The following is an 18,115-nucleotide window of genomic DNA, read 5'->3' on the forward strand; positions in this document are numbered from 1 at the left end:
TTTAACGTGTGCAGGATTTGATTTAGAACTGGGTTATTCCCCGGTCTCAATCTGCTTAACCCCTCTCCACGCCATCGCCGCAACGGATCCGCTGACGGTCGAGTTTGCGTTGGATGTGCGGTGTGATCCCTAGCTCTGCGGTGTCCCAGAGGCGATCCATCTCACGAGTGAAGTGTTTAGCGAGGAGATCTGAATGAATCACCAGCAGTGTTTCGTCGTTGGTGTGGGCAGCTGAGGGGCTCCAATTAAATGACCCTGTCAGCACTATTTTGTTGTCGATTACAGCGAATTTGTGGTGGAGCTTGTCGCCGCGGGCGAGGCGTGGGGTTCCCACGCCCTTGTGGCCTTTGTTGAAGGGTTGATTGTCTTGTTCAAGTTTGCAGTTGCGATCCGGTAGAGCCACGCCAAGAAGATCGAGCACTTCTGAAAATGAACGGCTCGCGAAGCTTGGATCGGCAATCAGTCGAATCTGCACCCCAGCATTCACTCTCCGTTGAAGTGCATCAGCCAGTTGTTGTGCCGTAAACACAAACAAGGCCATGTCGATGCTTTTGCCTGCCTCGTCCAACTGTTTCTCGACCCAGTTCAATCCATGCTTTGGGTTGTGTTTTCGGTGGGGAGTGAACAAAACGTCCACGCGGCTTTCACCCACCATCACTGTGCTGACGCCAGTGGATTCTTTTTGGAGGCCAAAGCGGCTGTTTTGCTTTCCCCCCGGTCCATCTCCCCACATGGTTCCGAATTCTTGCCGAAACAGTGCTGCCAACGCATCGCTCTGGAATCGCAGGATGTGATTCACATTGCCGCGTGTTCTGGGTCGGTTGGCATCGCCGTGTATGCCTGAACTGGTGAAATTGGCGCTGCCTGTGAGAACGATCGTTCGATCAATCACCACAAATTTGTGGTGCATCAGGCCACTGCCGCGACTTCCATCTTCCGTGTCGTCAATGATTGGGATGTGATGGTCTCTCAGCAACCCAATGGCGTCACCCCGTTTGGCTTCCTCTGGGGTGGTTGTGCCATCCCTATTTTGATCAGCAAGCTGTTCAAGCTGATGCCAGCGTTGGCGTTGATGGGACTTGAGTTGGCTTGGTGTTTGTTCCGTCCAGGGGGTGCTGTAGTTGTTTTCAAGAATCACCTGAACCGTCACCCCGCGATGCTGGGCTGCGATCAGTGCCTCTGCAATCGTTGGCGTTGATAACTCTTGGACAGCGACCAGAATTTCGTGTTGGGCAAGCTCAATGGCTTGGACCAGCATCTGCTCAATGTCGTCACCGTCGCGCCACTCCCCTGAGAGGGGTGACTGGTAACGGTTGCGCTGATGGTGGTTGAATCCCACCGCGATTTGGTCTGGAACGTCGAGCTGATCTACTGAAGCGGCTCCAACCAACTCGCCGCGTTGGCTGCAGCCGCAAAAAACTACCAATCCAAGAAGCAGCGGGCTGAGTTTCAGCACATCCTCTAGGCACACCATGGAGGGTTCCCCTCCCGGAATCTGATGGCTCCCCTCTAGTGAGGCATTTCAGATGTTTTCAGCATGGCGATGAACCACAAGGAGCTCAGAGCAAGGGCAACGCCAACACCAGCTCCGATGCCGACGCGGGTCATCACAATCGGAACGAGGATCGGGAAAATCATGGCCCCTGCCAGAGGGGTCAGGGCAACAAACCAGCGCAGGCCAGAGGGAGCTTTTGGGTCTGAGGAGTTGTTCAGAACCATTCGGCGCGTGCTTCGCTAGCAGGGTTGCTGTTGTCGTCTGGGGTTTGACGCTCGAAGTTAAGGGTGATGTTGCGCTTCTGATCGCCATCTGCCGCCGTGGCTTCGATCGGGTACAACTGCTCACCATCCCGAAATGGCACTTGAATACGGAAGGTGCCATCGGATGAGAGGGGCACTTCTTCTCCGCCAATGGTGAGGCGAGCGGATGGATCAGTGGCTCCGTAAACGATTAGCTCGGCATCGGCGACCAGCCAGAACGAACGCTGACGTGAGGCAACACCGCCGAGGCCGGACTCGTTGCGTCCGCTGGCCCAAAGACCAATGCCAGAATCGTTGAGTCCAGAACGGCTGGAATCAGAGGCGTCGTGGAATGCCTCTTGGAATTCCTCCGAGCCCACGCGGCGGCGACGGAAATGAACAGTGGCGCTTTGATAGAGACGCTCGTGAAGACCGCTGTCGCTGGTTTCGTTCGCCGGTGCTGTTGGCATGGGAGCAGCGGAGGGTGCAGGTGCAGGTGATGCATCCAGGCTGAACGGCACAAACTGATCAAGAATTTGCTCGCTGGGATGGAGAGCCGGAACCCGGGCAATGGAGGAGTAAGCCAAGGACATCCAACTGCTCGCAATGCGATATCCCAACTCAACCCGGTAGTCGCGGTCGCAAAGGGGAACTGGGAGATACCACTCGGTGCTGTGGCTGTCGACGGGAACTTCCTGAAGGGTGTGGGGGTGAGCGTTCCCGTCTTGCATGCCGGTCACGTCGGCTAAGCGCAGGCACAAGCGATTGGCGCCTTCCTTTTGTGCCCGCTGGCGGTCGCTATCGGAGATCTCCCAGAACACATAGGCCCACTGGGGATCGCGAGGTAGAAACACGACCCGTGTTTCGGTGGTGGAGATGGCGGGAGCATTCAGCTCCGCTTCAATCGCCTTGAGATCTCCACCGCGTTTTTCTTGGCGGACTGCCACCTCGTCAACGAGGGTTTCTTTGCTCTTGCGGCTGTAGAGCGGTACCCCCAAGTCACTAGCGATTTGACGGAGTTGACGAAGGGTTAGACGTGCCAGTGATGAAATAGTTGGGGACACGTCCAAAGCTCCAGGTTTAGTTCGGGATCAGTGTGACCCCAAAATTTCCGTTTCAACCATCGCCACCGTCACTGGTCAGTGGATGCTGACTCCAATTCTTGGGGATCACAGTCAGAGCCATAAAAAAAGCGGGGCTGAAGCCCCGCTGTCCTTTGGATTTCCTCCGCTCTTAGCGGCCAATGCTGCGGAAAGGAACTTTGGCCATGTAATCCATTTCTGTGCTGCTGACGTTGCCACGGGTGTTGGGGATCGGCATGTCTTTGAGCCAGTCCAAGTAGTCGCTTGGGGATCCACCGCGTTTGATTTTTGCCCTCGCTGGGAGCGCTTTGCCTGGACCTCCCATGAACACGACTTGTGGGAAGCCAAGGATGCCCCGGTAGTACTCGTCGTAGCGGGGGCTTGTGATGTTGAAGGGTGTATCACCGAGTGCGCGTCCCGGCAAGACTCGGTTGCGCTGGAAAGGGACTGTGTCGTATCCGAAGGCGTCTAGGTATTCGGTGCTGTCAAGCAACACGTCGACGAGGCCAACAAGGCCTTTGGTTGCAATCACGATGGACCAAGACAGCTCTTCGCCTTTGCCGTTCACCTTGCGGCCCAGGATGCGCTCCGTCAGGTGACGGACCACTTTGTAATTGCTGTTGAAACCGTAGAAGCTGCGCTTAAACGTGTCGGAGAGCAGCAGGCCACGGATGAAGTCACGAACCGTGATTTGGCCGTCTTTGAGTTGGGACTCGAGGTTCGCGTCTCGATCGGACTTAAACGCGTGGAAATAAATCTGGCGGTAGGCGCTTTCAATCACCGTGTCCAGGTTGTCCCGGTCATCTGCGATCGCAAAGGAATAGGCCCGGGATCCTTCGTCGGAACCGACTCGAATGTTCGGCACGCCAGTTCTCAATGAGTTCTGGGTGATCGGTGCATACTCCAGAAGAGGAATGGCCACTCGAGCTTCAACATCCACTGAGGGCGATCGTAAGGGGGGCGCCGGTTTCTTCGACTACCGCCCTGGCAGCGATCACAACCCGTAATAGTTCGGATAAGTAGTATTACTTACCAGCCAAATGGGGCGAGCTGGGTCGCGGTAGTGGCAACTCTCGAGGTTTTGGGCAGCTCGTCATCGAGTTGGCGGGTCTCCATGCAAAAGGATGCGTTGTTCGACAGCCCTTGGACGGTGCTGGTCCGCAGTCGCAGGTTCGGCCCGGCGAACCAAAAGCGTTCCAAGGAACTCATCATTTCGTAGTCCGTCGTGAGGATCAGTCCGTTTTCGTCATCCATGCGGAATTGGCCAGCGACTGGGGCTTTTTCGGCATATCCCCGATCGCGCAACAGCAAGCCTTGGCGCCCAGCGTCATCGCTTGGGATCAATCCGAACATGGTTTGGTCTTCATGGGATTCTCCGGCCCGATCCCAGGCCATGGACCCACTCCAACGAACCCAGCAGCCGCCAATAATTTTGCTGACGTCTTCCCCATTCCGTATGGCGATTTCGGCAAGGCGTTCATCGCCTTTGAGCAGTTCTTCCACAACGATGAAGGACGCCCCGGCTTCGGCACGACGGTGGAGTAAGTGATGCTGGCTGCGCTGAGACTTCCAGCGACCGCAGCTCAGACGGAAAAAATTGAGGGCGTCGGAAATCTCGAGTGTCATCGTCGCAACTCCTTTGAGCTGATGATGGCAGTCTGCTGGTGCTAGTTAGGAGCGACAGCGACGTTCGGCTGCGGCGATGAGGTCGTCGAGGCTTAGCGCTAGCGGTGCTTTGCTGCACGTGTCGGCCACCTCTTCCAGCTGTTGCGCTGCATTGTTGAGCTGGTCGAGAAGCAAGGTTAAAAACTGGGGATCATCCGCCACGACAGGCTGTTGCTCGCACCACTGCCGTCGCAGGGCAGCGTTCGGCAGAGCTCCATCCAGGTCGGGAGCCATCATGCGAAAACTTGCGAGGCAATGGGCCAGCAACCGCAAGTGGTGACGATCGAGCTGCGGGAGCAACGTGGCATCGATGCGAGCGATCGTTTCGGCGTCAATGTTCATGCGGTTTCGATTGGCGTAATTCGAAAGCCACAGGTGTGTCCGCCTTCGAGTCGCCAGTGCACCCGTTCCACTCGGCAGTCCGGAACGGTACGGCGAATGAGAAGAAGCTCCTGGTCGCAGATGGTCGGGAATTCTTCGGCAATGCGCTGGACGGAGCAGTGCGCTTCTTGGAGGTTCCAGCTGTGGCCGTCTTCATCGAGGCTGCAGACCGTCACATATCCCTCTTCTCGACGTAGGCCAGCGAGTTGATGGAGTCGATCTTCAAGAGGAGCATCGCCGAGTTGGAGTCGGTACTGCTGTGCTTTCCCTTCTGCCTGACGTTGCAAGAGTTGTTGGAAAGCCTCCTCTGAAAGGCTGGACCGCAGTGAATCGAGTAACCCCAACGCAAATCCCCCGCTTCCATCGGGGAAACGTTCGCGTCCGCCTTCGGTAAGGAACCAGCGATTGCTGGGTCGTCCGGGCCCGCTCGTACAAGTGATCGAGGCGACAAGTCCCTCGTCGGCCAGGGCGCGGAGATGTCGGCGCATCGCTTGCACTGAAATCTGCTGCGTTTCCGCGAGGTCGCCGGCGTCCATCTCGCCGCGCTCAAGGAGCAGGGAGAGCACGGCATCGCGGGTGCTGGGCTGGGCCGAAGCGCTCATGAGGAGCCGGAATCCTCCACACCATGACAGTGGATCGATCCCATTGGCAGTCACAATGGTGTCCCCCGCCAATGAGTGGCCTTCTGGATTAGGCTTCTCATAAGGAAACCGTGGGGTTTCGTAACTCGCTGTTCTCTCCATGTCCGACACCGCTCAAGAGCCGACAGCTGAAAGTCTTGAGGTCATCCGCAAATTCGCAGAGACCTACGCCAAGCGCACCGGTACTTATTTCTGCTCTGAGCCAAGTGTCACGTCAGTGGTCTTGAAGGGACTTGCACGTCATAAGGACGACCTTGGTGGTGCCCTGTGTCCATGTCGTCATTACGAAGACAAAGAGGCCGAAGTCTCCCAAGCCTTTTGGAATTGCCCCTGTGTCCCCATGCGCGAGCGAAAGGAATGCCATTGCATGTTGTTTCTGACGGAAGACAACGCTTTCGCTTGCCCTGAGAAAACCCAGACCATCACGACAGAAACGATCCAAGCCACCGCAGGCTGACCTGAATGACCAGCACCTCCACACGCGATCTCGTCAGTCAGCCGTACAAGTACGGCTTCGTGACTGAAATCGAGACCGACAAAATTGATAAGGGTCTTAGTGAGGAGGTTGTGCGGCTTATTTCATCCAAAAAAGATGAGCCGGAGTTTTTACTTAATTTCCGATTGAAGGCCTTTCGCCACTGGCTCACCTTGGAAGAGCCCGATTGGGCGGCCTTGGGCTACGAACCGATCGATTATCAAGACATCATCTATTACGCAGCTCCAAAGCAACAGGCGAAAAAATCAAGTCTTGATGAAGTCGACCCCAAGCTGCTTGAAACATTCGACAAGCTTGGAATCCCCTTAAGTGAGCAGAAGCGTTTGAGCAACGTGGCTGTTGATGCTGTATTCGACAGTGTTTCCATCGCAACGACTTACAAGGAAAAACTGGCCGAGCATGGAGTGGTGTTTTGTTCTTTCACCGAGGCTGTTAAAGATCATCCTGAGTTGATTGAGAAATACCTCGGTTCAGTAGTGGCCAGTAATGACAATTACTTTGCAGCGCTGAATTCTGCTGTGTTTAGTGATGGATCATTCGTGTTCATTCCGAAGGGGGTCGAATGCCCCATGGAGCTGTCGACTTACTTCCGAATCAATTCAGGCGATACCGGGCAATTCGAACGCACCTTGATCGTGGCTGAAGAAGGCGCCTCCGTCAGTTATCTCGAGGGATGCACAGCGCCAATGTTTGATACGAATCAGCTTCATGCTGCGGTTGTTGAACTCGTGGTTTTAGACGACGCATCGATCAAATATTCAACGGTTCAAAACTGGTATGCCGGAGATGAGAATGGCGTCGGCGGTATCTACAACTTCGTCACGAAACGGGGTCAATGCCGTGGTGCTCGCAGTCGAATTAGCTGGACGCAAGTTGAAACAGGTTCAGCCATTACCTGGAAGTATCCAAGTTGCGTGTTGCAGGGGGCGGATTCTGTTGGAGAGTTTTATTCCGTTGCCCTTACGAATAACTGTCAGCAGGCGGATACGGGAACCAAAATGATCCATGTGGGGCCTCGTACTCGCTCAACCATTGTGAGCAAGGGCATTAGTGCTGGCCGTTCCAGCAACAGCTATCGAGGACTGGTTCAGATGAGCCCAGGAGCCAAGGGCGCTCGTAATTACAGCCAGTGCGACTCGATGTTGATCGGGGATCAGGCAGCCGCGAACACATACCCCTATATCCGCTCGCAACAGCCCCAAGCTGCGATCGAACACGAGGCCAGCACCTGTCGGATTTCAGAAGATCAGCTGTTCTACCTCCAAAGCCGAGGCATTGGTTTTGAAGAGGCAGTGTCGATGATGGTGAGTGGCTTCTGCCGCGACGTGTTCAACCAGTTGCCCATGGAGTTTGCGGCGGAAGCCGACAAATTGCTGGCTCTCAAGCTCGAGGGGTCTGTGGGTTGACCACCACCCCTTGATTTATTGCACTTTTTTCCTCGTTTTCTTTAAGTGATTCGCCCCGACGCCGAGCTTCTTCTCGACATCACTGATCTCCACGCGTCCGTGGAGGATCAGCCGATCTTGAAGGGTGTGAATCTTCAGGTGCGGTCTGGCGAGATTCATGCCGTGATGGGTCGGAATGGCAGTGGCAAGAGCACGCTTTCCAAGGTTCTAGCCGGCCATCCGGCATATCGGGTCACCTCCGGAACTGTGCGTTATCGCGGCGAGAATTTGTTTGAGCTTGAAGCTGAGGAGCGGGCTCGTCTTGGTGTGTTCCTCGGGTTCCAATATCCGGTTGAAATACCTGGCGTGAGCAACTTGGAGTTCTTGCGGGTTGCTACCAATGCGCGGCGCCTCAAGCAGAACCTCGAGGAGCTCGACACATTTGACTTTGAAGACCATGTGCACGAACGCTTGAAGGTGGTGCAGATGGATCCCGCCTTCTTAGAGCGAAGCGTTAATGAAGGTTTTTCCGGTGGCGAAAAAAAGCGCAACGAGATCCTTCAGATGGCGTTGCTTGAGCCCGTTGTGGCGATCCTCGATGAAACCGATTCAGGCTTGGATATCGATGCCCTGCGCATCGTCGCCGGTGGTGTGAATCAGTTGGCCAATGCAGACAACGCCACGTTGTTGATTACCCATTACCAACGATTGCTCGATGAAATCACTCCGGACTATGTCCATGTGATGGCAGCGGGTCGCATCCTTCGGACTGGAGGTCGCGAGTTGGCCTTGGAGTTAGAACAAATCGGTTACGACTGGGTGGACAAAGAGCTTGCAGCCCAAGGAGTGGCTTAGCTATGGCTGCTGTGTCCACCGGCGAGCATGTGCTGGCACCGGTCCAGCAACGTGGTCAAGCAGCGCTCGGCCGCCTCGGCTTGCCGACGCGGAAGCAGGAAGCTTGGCGACTTACCAACCTCAGCCGACTGGAAGCTGTGGCTCGGATGCCTGTCAATGGCGTGGCCACCGCGTCTGATGCTCCGCCTTGTTTGGATGGTGTTGTGCGCTTGGTGCTTGACGGCGTCAATGACCCTCTGGAGGGTGTGACCTTGCCGGAGGGGCTTACGCACCTTGAGCCGAAGGAACTGGAGCTTGCCCTTGGCCACACCCTCGATCGTTGTGGATCGTCTGACGATTGGTTGGTCGAGTTCAACCATGCCTCCGCTCAACAGCTATTGGCATTACGGGTCCGTGGCACGGTTCCACCACTCGAAATCACTATGGCGGCCGCGTCTGGCCTCATCCCGACACGGGTGTTGCTGGTGGTGGAAGAAAAGGCGCAACTCGAGCTTCTGCAAGTGTTTTCGGGACGGGGTGAAGCTGCCCATAGCCACCTCATGGAGGTTCATCTCGGTCAAGAAGCGCAGTTCAATCACGGTGTTTTGGCGTGTGCCGATGGCGTGGCGGCATTGTTCGCTCAATTGGCCGTTGAGCAAGAGCCCCGCAGTACCTACAACTTCACATCAGTAATTCAGGGTTGGTCGTTGGGACGGATCGAGCCGCGCGTGGTTCAGGTGGATGGACAAGCCTCCACCACGTTGAAGGGTCTGGCCGTTGCCGATCTTGAGCAGCAACTTGCTGTGCACACATCGGTGTGTTTTGAAGGACCCGATGGTGAGCTTGATCAGCTCCAAAAATGCTTGGCAGCAGGGCGCTCCCACACAATTTTCAACGGTGCGATCAATGTGCCGCGTAAGGCGCAGCGCACCAACGCAGCGCAACTCAGTCGAAACCTGTTGCTCTCGGATCGGGCACGCGTCGACACCAAGCCAGAGTTGGAAATCGTGGCCGACGACGTTCGTTGTGCCCATGGAGCCACGGTCTCCCAGCTACAGGAAGACGAGCTTTTCTACTTGCGAAGCCGTGGGATTGGAGCTTCCGATGCTGCGGCACTGTTGTTGCGCGGTGCATGCCAAGAAGTGGTCGACAGGCTTCCAACCCATGCGCTTGCTTGGCGACCGCTGGAACGCGTGCTCGCGGGGTTGGCTTCATGACCACCCTGAATCCATTAATCGCACGATCTAGTGCAAATTCAGGAAACTTATCGTCACGATTTCGTGCCGATTTTCCGATCCTGGCTCAAAAAACGCCAGATGATCGGCCACTGATCTATCTCGATCACGCTGCGACTAGTCAAAAGCCGCAGCAGGTAATCGATGCGATGCAGCGTTACTACAGCTGCGATAACGCCAATGTGCATCGTGGTGCTCACCAGCTCAGTGCCCGGGCAACGGAGTCGTTTGAGTCGGCGCGAACCACAGCGGCTGGCTTTGTTGGTGCCCATAGCCCTCGCGAGATTGTGTTCACCCGCAATGCAAGTGAGGCGATCAACCTTGTTGCCCGCAGCTGGGGTGACTCCACCCTCCACGAAGGCGATGAGGTGTTGCTCACGGTGATGGAGCACCACAGCAACTTGGTGCCTTGGCAGCTACTGGCGCAGCGCACCGGTTGTGTCTTGCGCCATGTGGGGATTACGGACGATGGCCGCCTGGATCTAGAGGATTTCCAAGAGAAGTTGTCTGAGCGCACTCGACTGGTGAGTTTGGTGCATATCAGCAACACGTTGGGATGCTGCAATCCACTGGAGTCTGTGATCCCTGCGGCGCATGCCGTTGGTGCCTTGGTGTTGGTGGATGCTTGCCAAAGCCTGGCGCATCAGAGCATTGATGTGGTGGCCCTCGAAGCCGACTTCTTGGTTGGCTCCTCCCACAAGCTGTGTGGCCCTACCGGGATGGGATTCCTTTGGGCGCGGGAGACGTTGCTCGAGGCGATGCCTCCGTTCCTTGGCGGTGGAGAAATGATCCAAGACGTGTTTCTGGATCACAGCACTTGGGCCGTATTGCCCCACAAATTTGAGGCTGGCACGCCAGCGATTGGCGAAGCCGTAGGGATGGGCGCGGCCCTTCACTATTTGCAGGAGATTGGCCTCGATGCGATTCAAGCTTGGGAAGCCCAGCTCACTCAGCATCTTTTTGCTCGATTGCAAGCCATTGATGGGCTGCGGATCTTGGGGCCAACGCCTGAGCAGCAGCCTGGTCGTGGAGCACTCGCCACGTTTTTAGTCGAGGGCGTGCATGCCAACGACATTGCAGCCTTGATCGATGCCTCTGGCATTTGTATCCGCAGTGGTCATCACTGTTGTCAGCCGTTGCACCGGCTTTACGGGGTCTCTGCTTCGGCCCGCGCCAGCTTGAGTTTCACCAGCACCATGGAGGAAATCGATGCCTTCGCTGAGGAGCTTTCTTCCACGGTGTCTTTCCTGCGGGAGCACAGCTAGCAGCTGTTTGTTCCAAGCCCTAGGTGAAGCCTGAAAAAGGCCTCCGTTTCCTCAAGCACTGTGATTTGGGTGGCTTGGTTCCGGAAGCCATGGCCTTCATCTTCAAAGAGGCGAACGTCCACCGTGATTCCGTTGTGGCGTAGGGCGGCGGCCATTTGCTCGGTTTGTTCTGCTGGCACCACCTTGTCTTGCAGGCCCTGGAAAAACAGCACTGGGCAGCGAATGCGGCCGGCGTGTTGCAAGGGAGATCTCTCGTTGTAGGTGGAGCGCTCTTCTGGCCAGGCCCCCACAAGATTGTCGAGGTATCGGGCTTCAAAGCGATGGGTGTCTGTCGCCATGGCGGTGAGATCACAAACGGCATAGCGGCAGGCACCAGCGCGGAACACATCCGTGAAGCACAGCGCTGCCAGGGTGGTGAATCCCCCTGCGCTGCCCCCTTCGATCGCCACTTGATCGGGATGGGAATGTCCTGAAGCGATCAATGCCTGGGCAGCGGCGGCGCAGTCGGCCACATCGACGACGCCCCAGCCATGGTTCAACCGTTCCCGATACGCACGTCCGAAACCGGTGGACCCGCCGTAATTCACATCCACGACACCCCAGCCGCGGCTGGTCCAGTACTGAATCGCCAGGCTTAGGCCGCGGCGGGCCATGGCTGTTGGGCCGCTGTGGCTTTTCACCAGGAGGGGGGCTGGTCCATCCCCTGCTCCGATGGGCGGGTAGTACCAGGCATGGGTGCGTTGCTGCTGGTGACCTTCAAACCAGAGAGGTTGCGCCACGCTGATCTCCCGATCGGGCAGCGGCAGCGGTACGGCAGGGGTATGGATCCAGGCCGGGGTGTTAGGTCGAAGGTCAAGCTCGAGGAGCCCGGCCCCACAGCGGCTGTTGCTGGCGACGGCCACCGCCCTGCCGTTACAGGCCCTTAGACCGGCAAGATCATCAAAGGGTTGCTCGAGCTTCAGCACTGTTCCATCGAGTCCCAGGCGTTGCAATGTCCACGTGCCGTCTGAGCAGGTCGCTGCCAGCAGCCGTTCTCCATCCCAGGCAGTGGTGCTCATGCCATAAATCCATTGGGGCATGGCCGTTTCCGCTGCCATTGGCCAAGGCCGTTCCCACGATTCAGTGGCTGGATCCTCCAGCATCAAATTCCACCAGCCGCTGCTGTCTTCCGCCACCAGTAGTCGGCCATTTGGAAGCCATTGGGGCTGAAACACAGAAATGTCAGGTCCTCCGGCCCGTTGGGTTGGCCTGATCAGCTGTCCTGTTTTGGTGAGCTCCGCGCACCATAGGCTGCTGCTGTCCCAAGGCATCGATGGTTGCGTCCATTCCACCCAGGCCAGACGGTCTCCTTTGGGATTCAGTGAGGCATACCCGGCAAAGTCCGCTGGCTGATGGAGCAGTTCTGGTTCTTGATCGGTGCGCTGAAGGTTGACGCTGACGAGTTGATCCTTTCCCTGTTGTTCGCGGATGCCGATCCACTGGTTGTGCTGAAGATTCAGCAGACCATCCGCTAGTTCCCAGGGCCCTGGGCATGTGAGCCGTTGTGGAGGGGTTTCGGCTTCCGGGACATTTGTGCCTGGGCCTGCTTCTCCCCAACACAACCGTTGTTGCCACAAACATCCGGCATCGATCCAAACCAGATGCAGGTGGTGGTCATCTGTGGCCGTGGCCAGGACTCCCCCGCCATAGTCATGCACCCGACTGCGCAGGTTGATCGGTGCTGGAGTTAGCTCGATCTGAGGGCTCGTTGGCTCGCCAAAGCGGCGCATGATTGCGGTGGTTCGTCCTTTCTCCTGCGGACGTTGTTCAAGCCAGATCAGCCAAAGAATGTTTCCTGGCCCTTGAACCAGCTTCGGTTCCTTCAGACCTGGGAGCCGGCCAACGGCGGTTTGTGCGGAGAGTGGCGTGGGTCCCATGGCGGTCGAATGATCCCGATTACCATGCTGGATCAATAGAGGAGTGGTCTTGGCGGGAAGCTTTGCGCAGTTGGCACGGGCGGCTGACAAGGCCAGGGACACGATGTTGGTGCCGAAGACGGCCCTGGAAACCCCTCCGCTAGAGATCCATACCCTTGGTGCTGATGCGTTGCGTCAGCCTGCTCAGCGGATCGGCAAGGTGAACGATCAAGTGCGAGAACTGGCCCGAGACATGCTGCGCAGCATGTATACCGCCAAGGGCATCGGATTGGCCGCTCCTCAAGTTGCTGTTTATCAGCAGCTTTTGGTGATTGATCTTGACCTGGAAAACGCAGCGACGCCCCCTCTGGTGCTGATTAATCCAGAGATCACGGCCGCAAGCGCTGGTTTGGACACCTATGAGGAAGGCTGCCTCAGCATCCCTGGGGTGTATCTCGATGTGGTGCGTCCCACTGCCATCGAATTGAGTTATCGCGATGAGATGGGTCGGCCACGAAAAATGAAAGCCGATGGATTAATGGCCCGTTGTATTCAGCATGAGATGGACCATCTCAATGGTGTTTTATTTGTGGATCGGGTGACGGATCAAGCCGGCCTTCAGAAAGAATTAAAGGAAAATGGGTTCCAGTCCAAGCATGTCCAAAGCGTGTCCTGAGCCATGCCCATGAAACCTTTGGCTGGACTGTTTCTTGCGCTTGCTTGCATTTTGGGGATTGCCAGCACCGGATGCGTTTTTGAGCTTGCCTATGGCGATCCTGATCTTGGTGTGTCCACCACCAGTTGGATTTTGGCCGTCGCTGCCCCAGCCACAGTTGGAACACTTCTTGTCGCGATTCGGTTGAACAAACCGGCCTGATTGGGCGGGCTTGAAGTGGTTATGACTTTTACGATCCCAGTAACTCAGCTTTCGGCCGTGATTCCTCGCTTTTTGCCTACCGCTGCTGGACTCGCCGTTGCTTTGACAGGGACCGTGCCGGTGATGGCCCAGGGCTCCCTCTTCACAGCTGTTCCTGTGGAAGAAGCCAACTTCATTTTGGTGTCGGCTCCAATCGGTCAGGGCGAAAGATCTCAGCTGAATATCTATGAGCAGCGCACCAACAAGCGTCCCTGCTTTGCCGTAAGCGCTGGTATGCCTGCGGCGGTGGATCCGTTGCTCTCAAGCTTTGACTTCACAGGCGTTTGTAACCGCTACATCGATGGCAATGGTTATTCCTTACGCCTTGGTGGCGACGACCTTGGAACCCGTTATCGCTTCACCGTGGTGAAAACCGGAAGCGATATAGAACTGTTGGCAGCCCCCACCCGTAATCCTTCTGCACCTGTCTATCTGGTGGCCAAGGCTGGTGGAGTGGCGAGTGGTTTTGTTCAACTCAATCTGCAGCCCGGCTGGACGCTCATGCGACGGGCGTATGGAACGAAAACTCTGGGTCACCTCTACGTCTATCGGGATACAGCGCCTGCGGAGTGATCTCCCATGAGATCCGTGCAGCGGTACCCACTCGCGTCGGCGATCGCTTCGGCTTGCACAGTCTCTTGACCGTTCAGGTCGGCGATGGTTCGGGCGACCCGGAGTAATTGAAGGCTGCTACGGGTGGTGAGTCTGCGTTGTTCGATGACCCGCTCCCACAGCGTGAGCCCATCGGCCTTGAATTGGCCATAGCGGCGCAGATCCGCTGTTGTGAGGAAACGGTTGCTGCAGCCACGGGGATTTCGAGTGCGCATGCGCACTCGAGCTGCCTTTACCCGTGAGGGCTCCAGCCATGGCGAGTGGGTTTGTGGCGATGGGGTTGCTTCGAGGTAACTCCGCATTTGCCTCGAAGATCGACGCTCTAATCGCAACTGCAGATCAATCCGATCGAGGAGAGGGCCCGAGAGCCGTTGCCAGTAGCGCTGTCGTTGTGCGCTGGTACATCGACAGACCTGGTCGCTGTCGCCATGCCATCCACAAGGGCAAGGGTTTGTTGCGGCCACTAAGGTCACAGCCGCTGGAAAGACTGTGGTCTCTCGCGAACGGCTTAAGCGCACGTTGCCGTCCTCAAGGGGTTGGCGGAGCAGGTCGAGCACCCGGCGCGGGAACTCCGCTAACTCGTCGAGGAAGAGAACGCCCCCGTGGGCAAGGCTGATTTCGCCTGGTTTGGGGGTGTGACCTCCGCCGAGGAGGGCGGCCCCCGAGCAGCTGTGGTGTGCGCAGCGAAAGGGCCGCTGATGGAGCAGTGGCTCACTGGTATCGAACTCTCCTGCTACCGAGTGAATTCGAGTGATGGTGAGCGATTCAGATGTGGTGAGGGGTGGAAGTAAGAGTGGTAATTGGCGAGCCAAGTGGGTTTTTCCGCAGCCCGGTGGGCCCACCATCAACAGGTGATGTCCCCCAGCTGCCGCTAGCGCGAGAGCATGGGCGGCCCGATCTATGCCCTCGATGCCAAGACCTAGGGGCTTCAAGGTCATGGCGGCAGGGATGGCCGGTTGCGGCGATGGGTTGTGCTCAACGCGCACAACCGGGCATTCCCCTTTGAGCTGTTGCACCAACTCCTTCAGGTTGTTGGCTGTCCAAATCGTGAGGTTCGGGATGAGGGCGGCTTCAGGGGCATTGCCAGGGGACACGATCAGGGCCCTGGCGCCCTTCTGCCTGGCCAAATCAGCGAAGGCAATCACCCCGCGACAGGGGTGCAGGCTTCCGTCTAGTCCCAATTCACCAGCGCACCAAAGGCCGTCGAGCTTGGGGCGGTCCAGTTGACCGCTGGCGACGAGCAGCCCAAGCGCGATGGGTAGATCAAAGGCTGGCCCTTCTTTGCGACGGTCGGCCGGTGCAAGGTTGATCACCACCCGCACTAAGGGGCCGCGGAAGCCACTGTTTCTGAGGGCTGAGCGCACCCGCTCCCGGGATTCTTGAATGGCCTTATCCGCAAGACCCACCAGCTGAATTCCTGGAAGGCCTGGCGCCAGATCCACCTCCACGGTGACGGGTTTGGCCTCGAGGCCGTGGAGCGACGCGCTGAGACACCGTGCCAGCATCAGGAAAGAGGTTGTGAAGTATGGGATTTATGCCCGGGCTGTCACACCCCCTCTGGCGTTTCATTCCTCGTTACCTCCCTGTTGCTTGCCATGGCGGACGACACGATTTTTGGAAAAATTCTGCGTGGTGAAATCCCCTGCGATGAGGTGTACAGCGATGAGTTGTGCCTCGCTTTTCGCGATGTTGCCCCCCAGGCACCAACCCATGTGTTGGTGATTCCGCGTCAGCCGATTGAAAGTTTGCGATCGGCTGGGGACAGCGATGAGGTTTTGCTGGGCCATTTGTTGTTGGTGGCAGCTCGCGTGGCCAAGCAAGAGGGCTTGAACGACTGGCGCACTGTGATTAACAGTGGAGCTGGCGCCGGACAAACGGTGTTTCACCTCCATGTGCATGTGATTGGTGGCCGTCCCCTGGCTTGGCCCCCTGGTTAAGCCGTATCTGGTCAGAATGGGGGGATGACAACACCCTCAAGGCGTCCGTTACAGGGCTTCGGTCAGCAGCTCGGCCGGCTGCAGCGCCTCGCACAGCCATATTTTCTGCCCGTTGAAGAGAGTCGTTCTTGGCAGTTTCTGCTGCTGGTGGTTGCGCTGCTGGTCGTTGTTGTTGGTGTCACCCTTTTGCTGCTGACTGCAGCGGTGCAGATCAGTGGAGCGCTGATCCCCAATTTGCAGGAACGCTTCTTGCCGGGGATCCCTGAGCGGGTCGATGCGATCTGGTCGGGTTGGATTGGTCCATTGGTGAGTGGGTTCACCCTGGTGGGTGGCGGTTGTTTTGTCGCCTTTCGGAGCAAGCTTCGTCAGGGGCGCTGGTTGCCTTGGTTGCTCCTGGGTGTGATTGCTCTGTTGATCCTGGTGATTAACGGGATCAATGTGGGGATTAGTTTTATCGCCCGAAATATCGAAAATGCTCTGGTCGGGTACGACGAGAGTAGTTTCTGGAAAATTGTTGCCATCTATGCGTTTTGTCTTGTTTTGGCATTGCCAATCCGAGCTATACAAAGTTACTTAATCCCCAAGGTGGGATTGATGTGGCGCCGATGGTTGAGTTCGCGTTTATTGGGACGCTATTTATCGAACCGTGCCTACTACGTTCTGAACCCGAATGATGAAAATGCGTCTGATATTGATAACCCAGACCAACGGATCTCTGACGATACGAGGAGCTTCACGATTACAAGTTTGAGTGTTTTGGTGGAGGTGATCTCAGCGTTGCTGACATTCCTCAGTTTCATCATCGTTCTTTGGACAATTAACGGGCGTTTGGCGTTGCTGTTGTTGGTCTATTCAGTTGTCGGAACTGGGTTAATTGTTTTTGCAAGTCGCAAACTTGTGTCGTTGAACTATCAGCAATTAAAGCTGGAAGCCGACTTTCGCTACGGCCTTGTTCACATTAGAGATAACGCCGAATCAATTGCCTTTTACGGTGGTGAGGGGCAAGAGGGTAAGGAGGCGAATCGCAGGTTGGATGGTGCCATCCAGAATTACAACAGATTGATTGTTTGGGAGGCGTTGATCAGTGTGATTCAACGTTCTTATGACTATTTCTCTCGCTTTCTACCTTGGCTGGTAATTGCACCAATTTACTTCGCTAAGGAAGTTGATTTTGGTGTGTTTGGTCAGGCCAGTATTGCATTCTCTCAAGTGTTGTTTTCGGTGAGTTATATCGTGAACAATATTGATCGTTTGGCGGCATTCTCTGCCAGTATTTCCCGCCTTGAGGGCTTCCAAGGGCGCGTTGATGAGATCAGCGCCCAGCGGGACGATGGCCCCCAGACCACTGGTTCAGCCGCGCAAATCACCGAGAGCAACCGTTTGCTGTTGAAGGGTGTCGACTTAGTGCCGCCCTTCAGCGACCGAGTCTTAATTCAAGATCTCAATCTAAGCCTTGAGCCTCGACAGCGATTGCTTGTCGTGGGCCCTTCCGGTTGCGGTAAAACTTCGTTTTTACGCCTGGTGAGTGGTCTTTGGCCAGTACAGGGCGATGGTCAAATTCAGCGCCCAGCAACGGGAGATTTGCTGTTTATCCCACAAAAGCCCTACATGCTCTTGGGCTCTTTGCGCGAGCAACTGGCTTACCCATTGGAGTCTGATCGGTTTGCCGATGACCAATTCAGGGCTGTATTGGCCGAGGCCTGTTTGCCTGATTTGCTCAACCGGTATCCCGATCTGGATGTGAAGCAAGATTGGCCAAGGCTGTTGTCCTTGGGCGAGCAACAACGGCTTGCTTTCGCGCGGCTTTTGCTGAATGCACCTCAAATGGTCGTTCTTGATGAAGCCACCAGCGCGTTGGATGTTGCAACGGAGCGCCATCTTTATGAGTTGCTCTGTCGCCGTGAGATGTCGTTCATCAGTGTTGGACACCGCCCCACCCTGACTGAATTCCACGACACGGTGCTTGAGCTGGATGGAAAGGGAGGATGGCGACTGTTGCCTGCGGCAGGCTATGAATTCGGCCGCGTCTGATCG

Annotated in this window: 19 protein-coding genes; 10 read left to right on the plus strand and 9 right to left on the minus strand. The window is 56.5% G+C overall.

Translation table 11 applies throughout. From position 1 onward, the window contains the following. Positions 1-55: 55 nt before the first annotated feature. From SYNCC9902_RS01965 to sufR, 7 genes are all read right to left on the minus strand, one after another. Positions 56-1,474: a phospholipase D-like domain-containing protein gene (locus SYNCC9902_RS01965; protein ID WP_011359221.1), complete on the minus strand. Its 1,419-nt coding sequence runs from the start codon at positions 1,472-1,474 to the stop codon at positions 56-58. A gap of 35 nt (positions 1,475-1,509) precedes the next feature. Then, positions 1,510-1,719 (minus strand): hypothetical protein, encoded by a 210-nt coding sequence (locus tag SYNCC9902_RS01970; RefSeq protein WP_011359222.1) that lies wholly within the window; start codon positions 1,717-1,719, stop codon positions 1,510-1,512. After that, positions 1,710-2,801, minus strand: a complete 1,092-nt coding sequence (locus tag SYNCC9902_RS01975; RefSeq protein ID WP_011359223.1) for a DUF4912 domain-containing protein — start codon at positions 2,799-2,801, stop codon at positions 1,710-1,712. Before SYNCC9902_RS01975 ends, SYNCC9902_RS01970 begins: the two co-directional genes overlap by 10 nt. A 169-nt stretch (positions 2,802-2,970) precedes the next feature. Then, positions 2,971-3,759, minus strand: coding sequence for a phycobilisome rod-core linker polypeptide (locus SYNCC9902_RS01980; protein WP_011359224.1), 789 nt, complete (start codon positions 3,757-3,759; stop codon positions 2,971-2,973). Positions 3,760-3,848: 89 nt separating this feature from the next. Beyond that, positions 3,849-4,445 carry a phycobiliprotein lyase gene (locus tag SYNCC9902_RS01985; protein WP_011359225.1) on the minus strand — a complete coding sequence of 199 codons (597 nt, stop codon included), beginning with the start codon at positions 4,443-4,445 and terminating at the stop codon, positions 3,849-3,851. Positions 4,446-4,490: 45 nt separating this feature from the next. Further along, entirely contained in the window at positions 4,491-4,826 is a 336-nt protein-coding gene (locus SYNCC9902_RS01990) for a hypothetical protein (RefSeq protein ID WP_011359226.1), read from the minus strand. Next, positions 4,823-5,467 carry an iron-sulfur cluster biosynthesis transcriptional regulator SufR gene (gene sufR, locus SYNCC9902_RS01995; RefSeq protein WP_011359227.1) on the minus strand — a complete coding sequence of 215 codons (645 nt, stop codon included), beginning with the start codon at positions 5,465-5,467 and terminating at the stop codon, positions 4,823-4,825. Before sufR ends, SYNCC9902_RS01990 begins: the two co-directional genes overlap by 4 nt. Before the next feature lie 139 nt (positions 5,468-5,606). On the opposite strand from sufR, the gene SYNCC9902_RS02000 reads away from it, so the two are divergent. From SYNCC9902_RS02000 to SYNCC9902_RS02020, 5 genes are read left to right on the plus strand one after another with little or no spacing between them, the layout of a single operon-like run. Next, positions 5,607-5,963: a ferredoxin-thioredoxin reductase catalytic domain-containing protein gene (locus tag SYNCC9902_RS02000; protein WP_011359228.1), complete on the plus strand. Its 357-nt coding sequence runs from the start codon at positions 5,607-5,609 to the stop codon at positions 5,961-5,963. A 5-nt stretch (positions 5,964-5,968) separates the two neighbouring features. Then, positions 5,969-7,408, plus strand: coding sequence for a Fe-S cluster assembly protein SufB (gene sufB, locus SYNCC9902_RS02005; RefSeq protein ID WP_011359229.1), 1,440 nt, complete (start codon positions 5,969-5,971; stop codon positions 7,406-7,408). Between the two features lie 45 nt (positions 7,409-7,453). After that, the gene (gene sufC / locus SYNCC9902_RS02010; protein WP_011359230.1) at positions 7,454-8,242 is read left to right on the plus strand and encodes a Fe-S cluster assembly ATPase SufC; all 789 of its coding nucleotides are present in this window, start codon (positions 7,454-7,456) and stop codon (positions 8,240-8,242) included. A 2-nt stretch (positions 8,243-8,244) separates the two neighbouring features. Beyond that, complete coding sequence (gene sufD, locus SYNCC9902_RS02015) at positions 8,245-9,438, plus strand: Fe-S cluster assembly protein SufD (RefSeq protein WP_011359231.1); 1,194 nt, start codon at positions 8,245-8,247, stop codon at positions 9,436-9,438. Further along, a complete protein-coding gene (locus SYNCC9902_RS02020) occupies positions 9,435-10,721 on the plus strand; it encodes a SufS family cysteine desulfurase (RefSeq protein ID WP_011359232.1) in 1,287 nt (428 codons plus the stop codon). The genes sufD and SYNCC9902_RS02020 overlap by 4 nt, the downstream gene beginning before the upstream one ends. On the opposite strand, the gene SYNCC9902_RS02025 is transcribed toward SYNCC9902_RS02020, so the two are convergent. After that, positions 10,718-12,637 (minus strand): S9 family peptidase, encoded by a 1,920-nt coding sequence (locus SYNCC9902_RS02025; RefSeq protein WP_011359233.1) that lies wholly within the window; start codon positions 12,635-12,637, stop codon positions 10,718-10,720. The genes SYNCC9902_RS02020 and SYNCC9902_RS02025 overlap by 4 nt on opposite strands. Before the next feature lie 49 nt (positions 12,638-12,686). Here SYNCC9902_RS02025 and def point away from each other — a divergent pair, with 49 nt between their 5' ends. The 3 genes from def to SYNCC9902_RS02040 all read left to right on the plus strand — a co-directional run bounded on the left by def (position 12,687) and on the right by SYNCC9902_RS02040 (position 14,105). Then, positions 12,687-13,292: a peptide deformylase gene (gene def, locus SYNCC9902_RS02030; RefSeq protein WP_011359234.1), complete on the plus strand. Its 606-nt coding sequence runs from the start codon at positions 12,687-12,689 to the stop codon at positions 13,290-13,292. Positions 13,293-13,295: 3 nt separating this feature from the next. Then, a complete protein-coding gene (locus tag SYNCC9902_RS02035) occupies positions 13,296-13,493 on the plus strand; it encodes a hypothetical protein (protein ID WP_011359235.1) in 198 nt (65 codons plus the stop codon). Positions 13,494-13,616: 123 nt separating this feature from the next. Continuing rightward, the gene (locus SYNCC9902_RS02040) at positions 13,617-14,105 is read left to right on the plus strand and encodes a DUF3747 domain-containing protein (protein WP_232179287.1); all 489 of its coding nucleotides are present in this window, start codon (positions 13,617-13,619) and stop codon (positions 14,103-14,105) included. Here SYNCC9902_RS02040 and SYNCC9902_RS02045 read toward each other — a convergent pair. Continuing rightward, the gene (locus SYNCC9902_RS02045) at positions 14,078-15,649 is read right to left on the minus strand and encodes a YifB family Mg chelatase-like AAA ATPase (protein WP_011359237.1); all 1,572 of its coding nucleotides are present in this window, start codon (positions 15,647-15,649) and stop codon (positions 14,078-14,080) included. The genes SYNCC9902_RS02040 and SYNCC9902_RS02045 overlap by 28 nt on opposite strands. A gap of 90 nt (positions 15,650-15,739) precedes the next feature. Between SYNCC9902_RS02045 and SYNCC9902_RS02050 the strand changes: the two genes are divergently transcribed. Together SYNCC9902_RS02050 and SYNCC9902_RS02055 are read left to right on the plus strand one after the other, a co-directional pair. Continuing rightward, the gene (locus tag SYNCC9902_RS02050; RefSeq protein WP_011359238.1) at positions 15,740-16,081 is read left to right on the plus strand and encodes a histidine triad nucleotide-binding protein; all 342 of its coding nucleotides are present in this window, start codon (positions 15,740-15,742) and stop codon (positions 16,079-16,081) included. A gap of 24 nt (positions 16,082-16,105) precedes the next feature. Then, positions 16,106-18,112, plus strand: a complete 2,007-nt coding sequence (locus SYNCC9902_RS02055; protein ID WP_011359239.1) for an ABC transporter ATP-binding protein/permease — start codon at positions 16,106-16,108, stop codon at positions 18,110-18,112. Positions 18,113-18,115 lie beyond the last annotated feature (3 nt).

Source organism: Synechococcus sp. CC9902 (assembly GCF_000012505.1).
Classification (GTDB): domain Bacteria; phylum Cyanobacteriota; class Cyanobacteriia; order PCC-6307; family Cyanobiaceae; genus Parasynechococcus.

What these genes read in the sequence shown, in the direction of transcription:
- SYNCC9902_RS02040 (WP_232179287.1), top strand. Translation starts at nt 13,617, where the DNA reads ATGGCCCAGGGCTCCCTCTTCACAGCTGTTCCTGTGGAAGAAGCCAAC.
- SYNCC9902_RS02035 (WP_011359235.1), top strand. Translation starts at nt 13,296, where the DNA reads ATGCCCATGAAACCTTTGGCTGGACTGTTTCTTGCGCTTGCTTGCATT.
- SYNCC9902_RS02020 (WP_011359232.1), top strand. Translation starts at nt 9,435, where the DNA reads ATGACCACCCTGAATCCATTAATCGCACGATCTAGTGCAAATTCAGGA.
- sufB (WP_011359229.1), top strand. Translation starts at nt 5,969, where the DNA reads ATGACCAGCACCTCCACACGCGATCTCGTCAGTCAGCCGTACAAGTAC.
- SYNCC9902_RS02000 (WP_011359228.1), top strand. Translation starts at nt 5,607, where the DNA reads ATGTCCGACACCGCTCAAGAGCCGACAGCTGAAAGTCTTGAGGTCATC.
- SYNCC9902_RS01990 (WP_011359226.1), bottom strand. Translation starts at nt 4,826, where the DNA reads ATGAACATTGACGCCGAAACGATCGCTCGCATCGATGCCACGTTGCTC.
- sufD (WP_011359231.1), top strand. Translation starts at nt 8,245, where the DNA reads ATGGCTGCTGTGTCCACCGGCGAGCATGTGCTGGCACCGGTCCAGCAA.
- SYNCC9902_RS01970 (WP_011359222.1), bottom strand. Translation starts at nt 1,719, where the DNA reads ATGGTTCTGAACAACTCCTCAGACCCAAAAGCTCCCTCTGGCCTGCGC.
- SYNCC9902_RS01985 (WP_011359225.1), bottom strand. Translation starts at nt 4,445, where the DNA reads ATGACACTCGAGATTTCCGACGCCCTCAATTTTTTCCGTCTGAGCTGC.
- sufR (WP_011359227.1), bottom strand. Translation starts at nt 5,467, where the DNA reads ATGAGCGCTTCGGCCCAGCCCAGCACCCGCGATGCCGTGCTCTCCCTG.
- SYNCC9902_RS02050 (WP_011359238.1), top strand. Translation starts at nt 15,740, where the DNA reads ATGGCGGACGACACGATTTTTGGAAAAATTCTGCGTGGTGAAATCCCC.
- SYNCC9902_RS02045 (WP_011359237.1), bottom strand. Translation starts at nt 15,649, where the DNA reads ATGCTGGCACGGTGTCTCAGCGCGTCGCTCCACGGCCTCGAGGCCAAA.
- SYNCC9902_RS02055 (WP_011359239.1), top strand. Translation starts at nt 16,106, where the DNA reads ATGACAACACCCTCAAGGCGTCCGTTACAGGGCTTCGGTCAGCAGCTC.
- SYNCC9902_RS02025 (WP_011359233.1), bottom strand. Translation starts at nt 12,637, where the DNA reads ATGGGACCCACGCCACTCTCCGCACAAACCGCCGTTGGCCGGCTCCCA.
- SYNCC9902_RS01965 (WP_011359221.1), bottom strand. Translation starts at nt 1,474, where the DNA reads ATGGTGTGCCTAGAGGATGTGCTGAAACTCAGCCCGCTGCTTCTTGGA.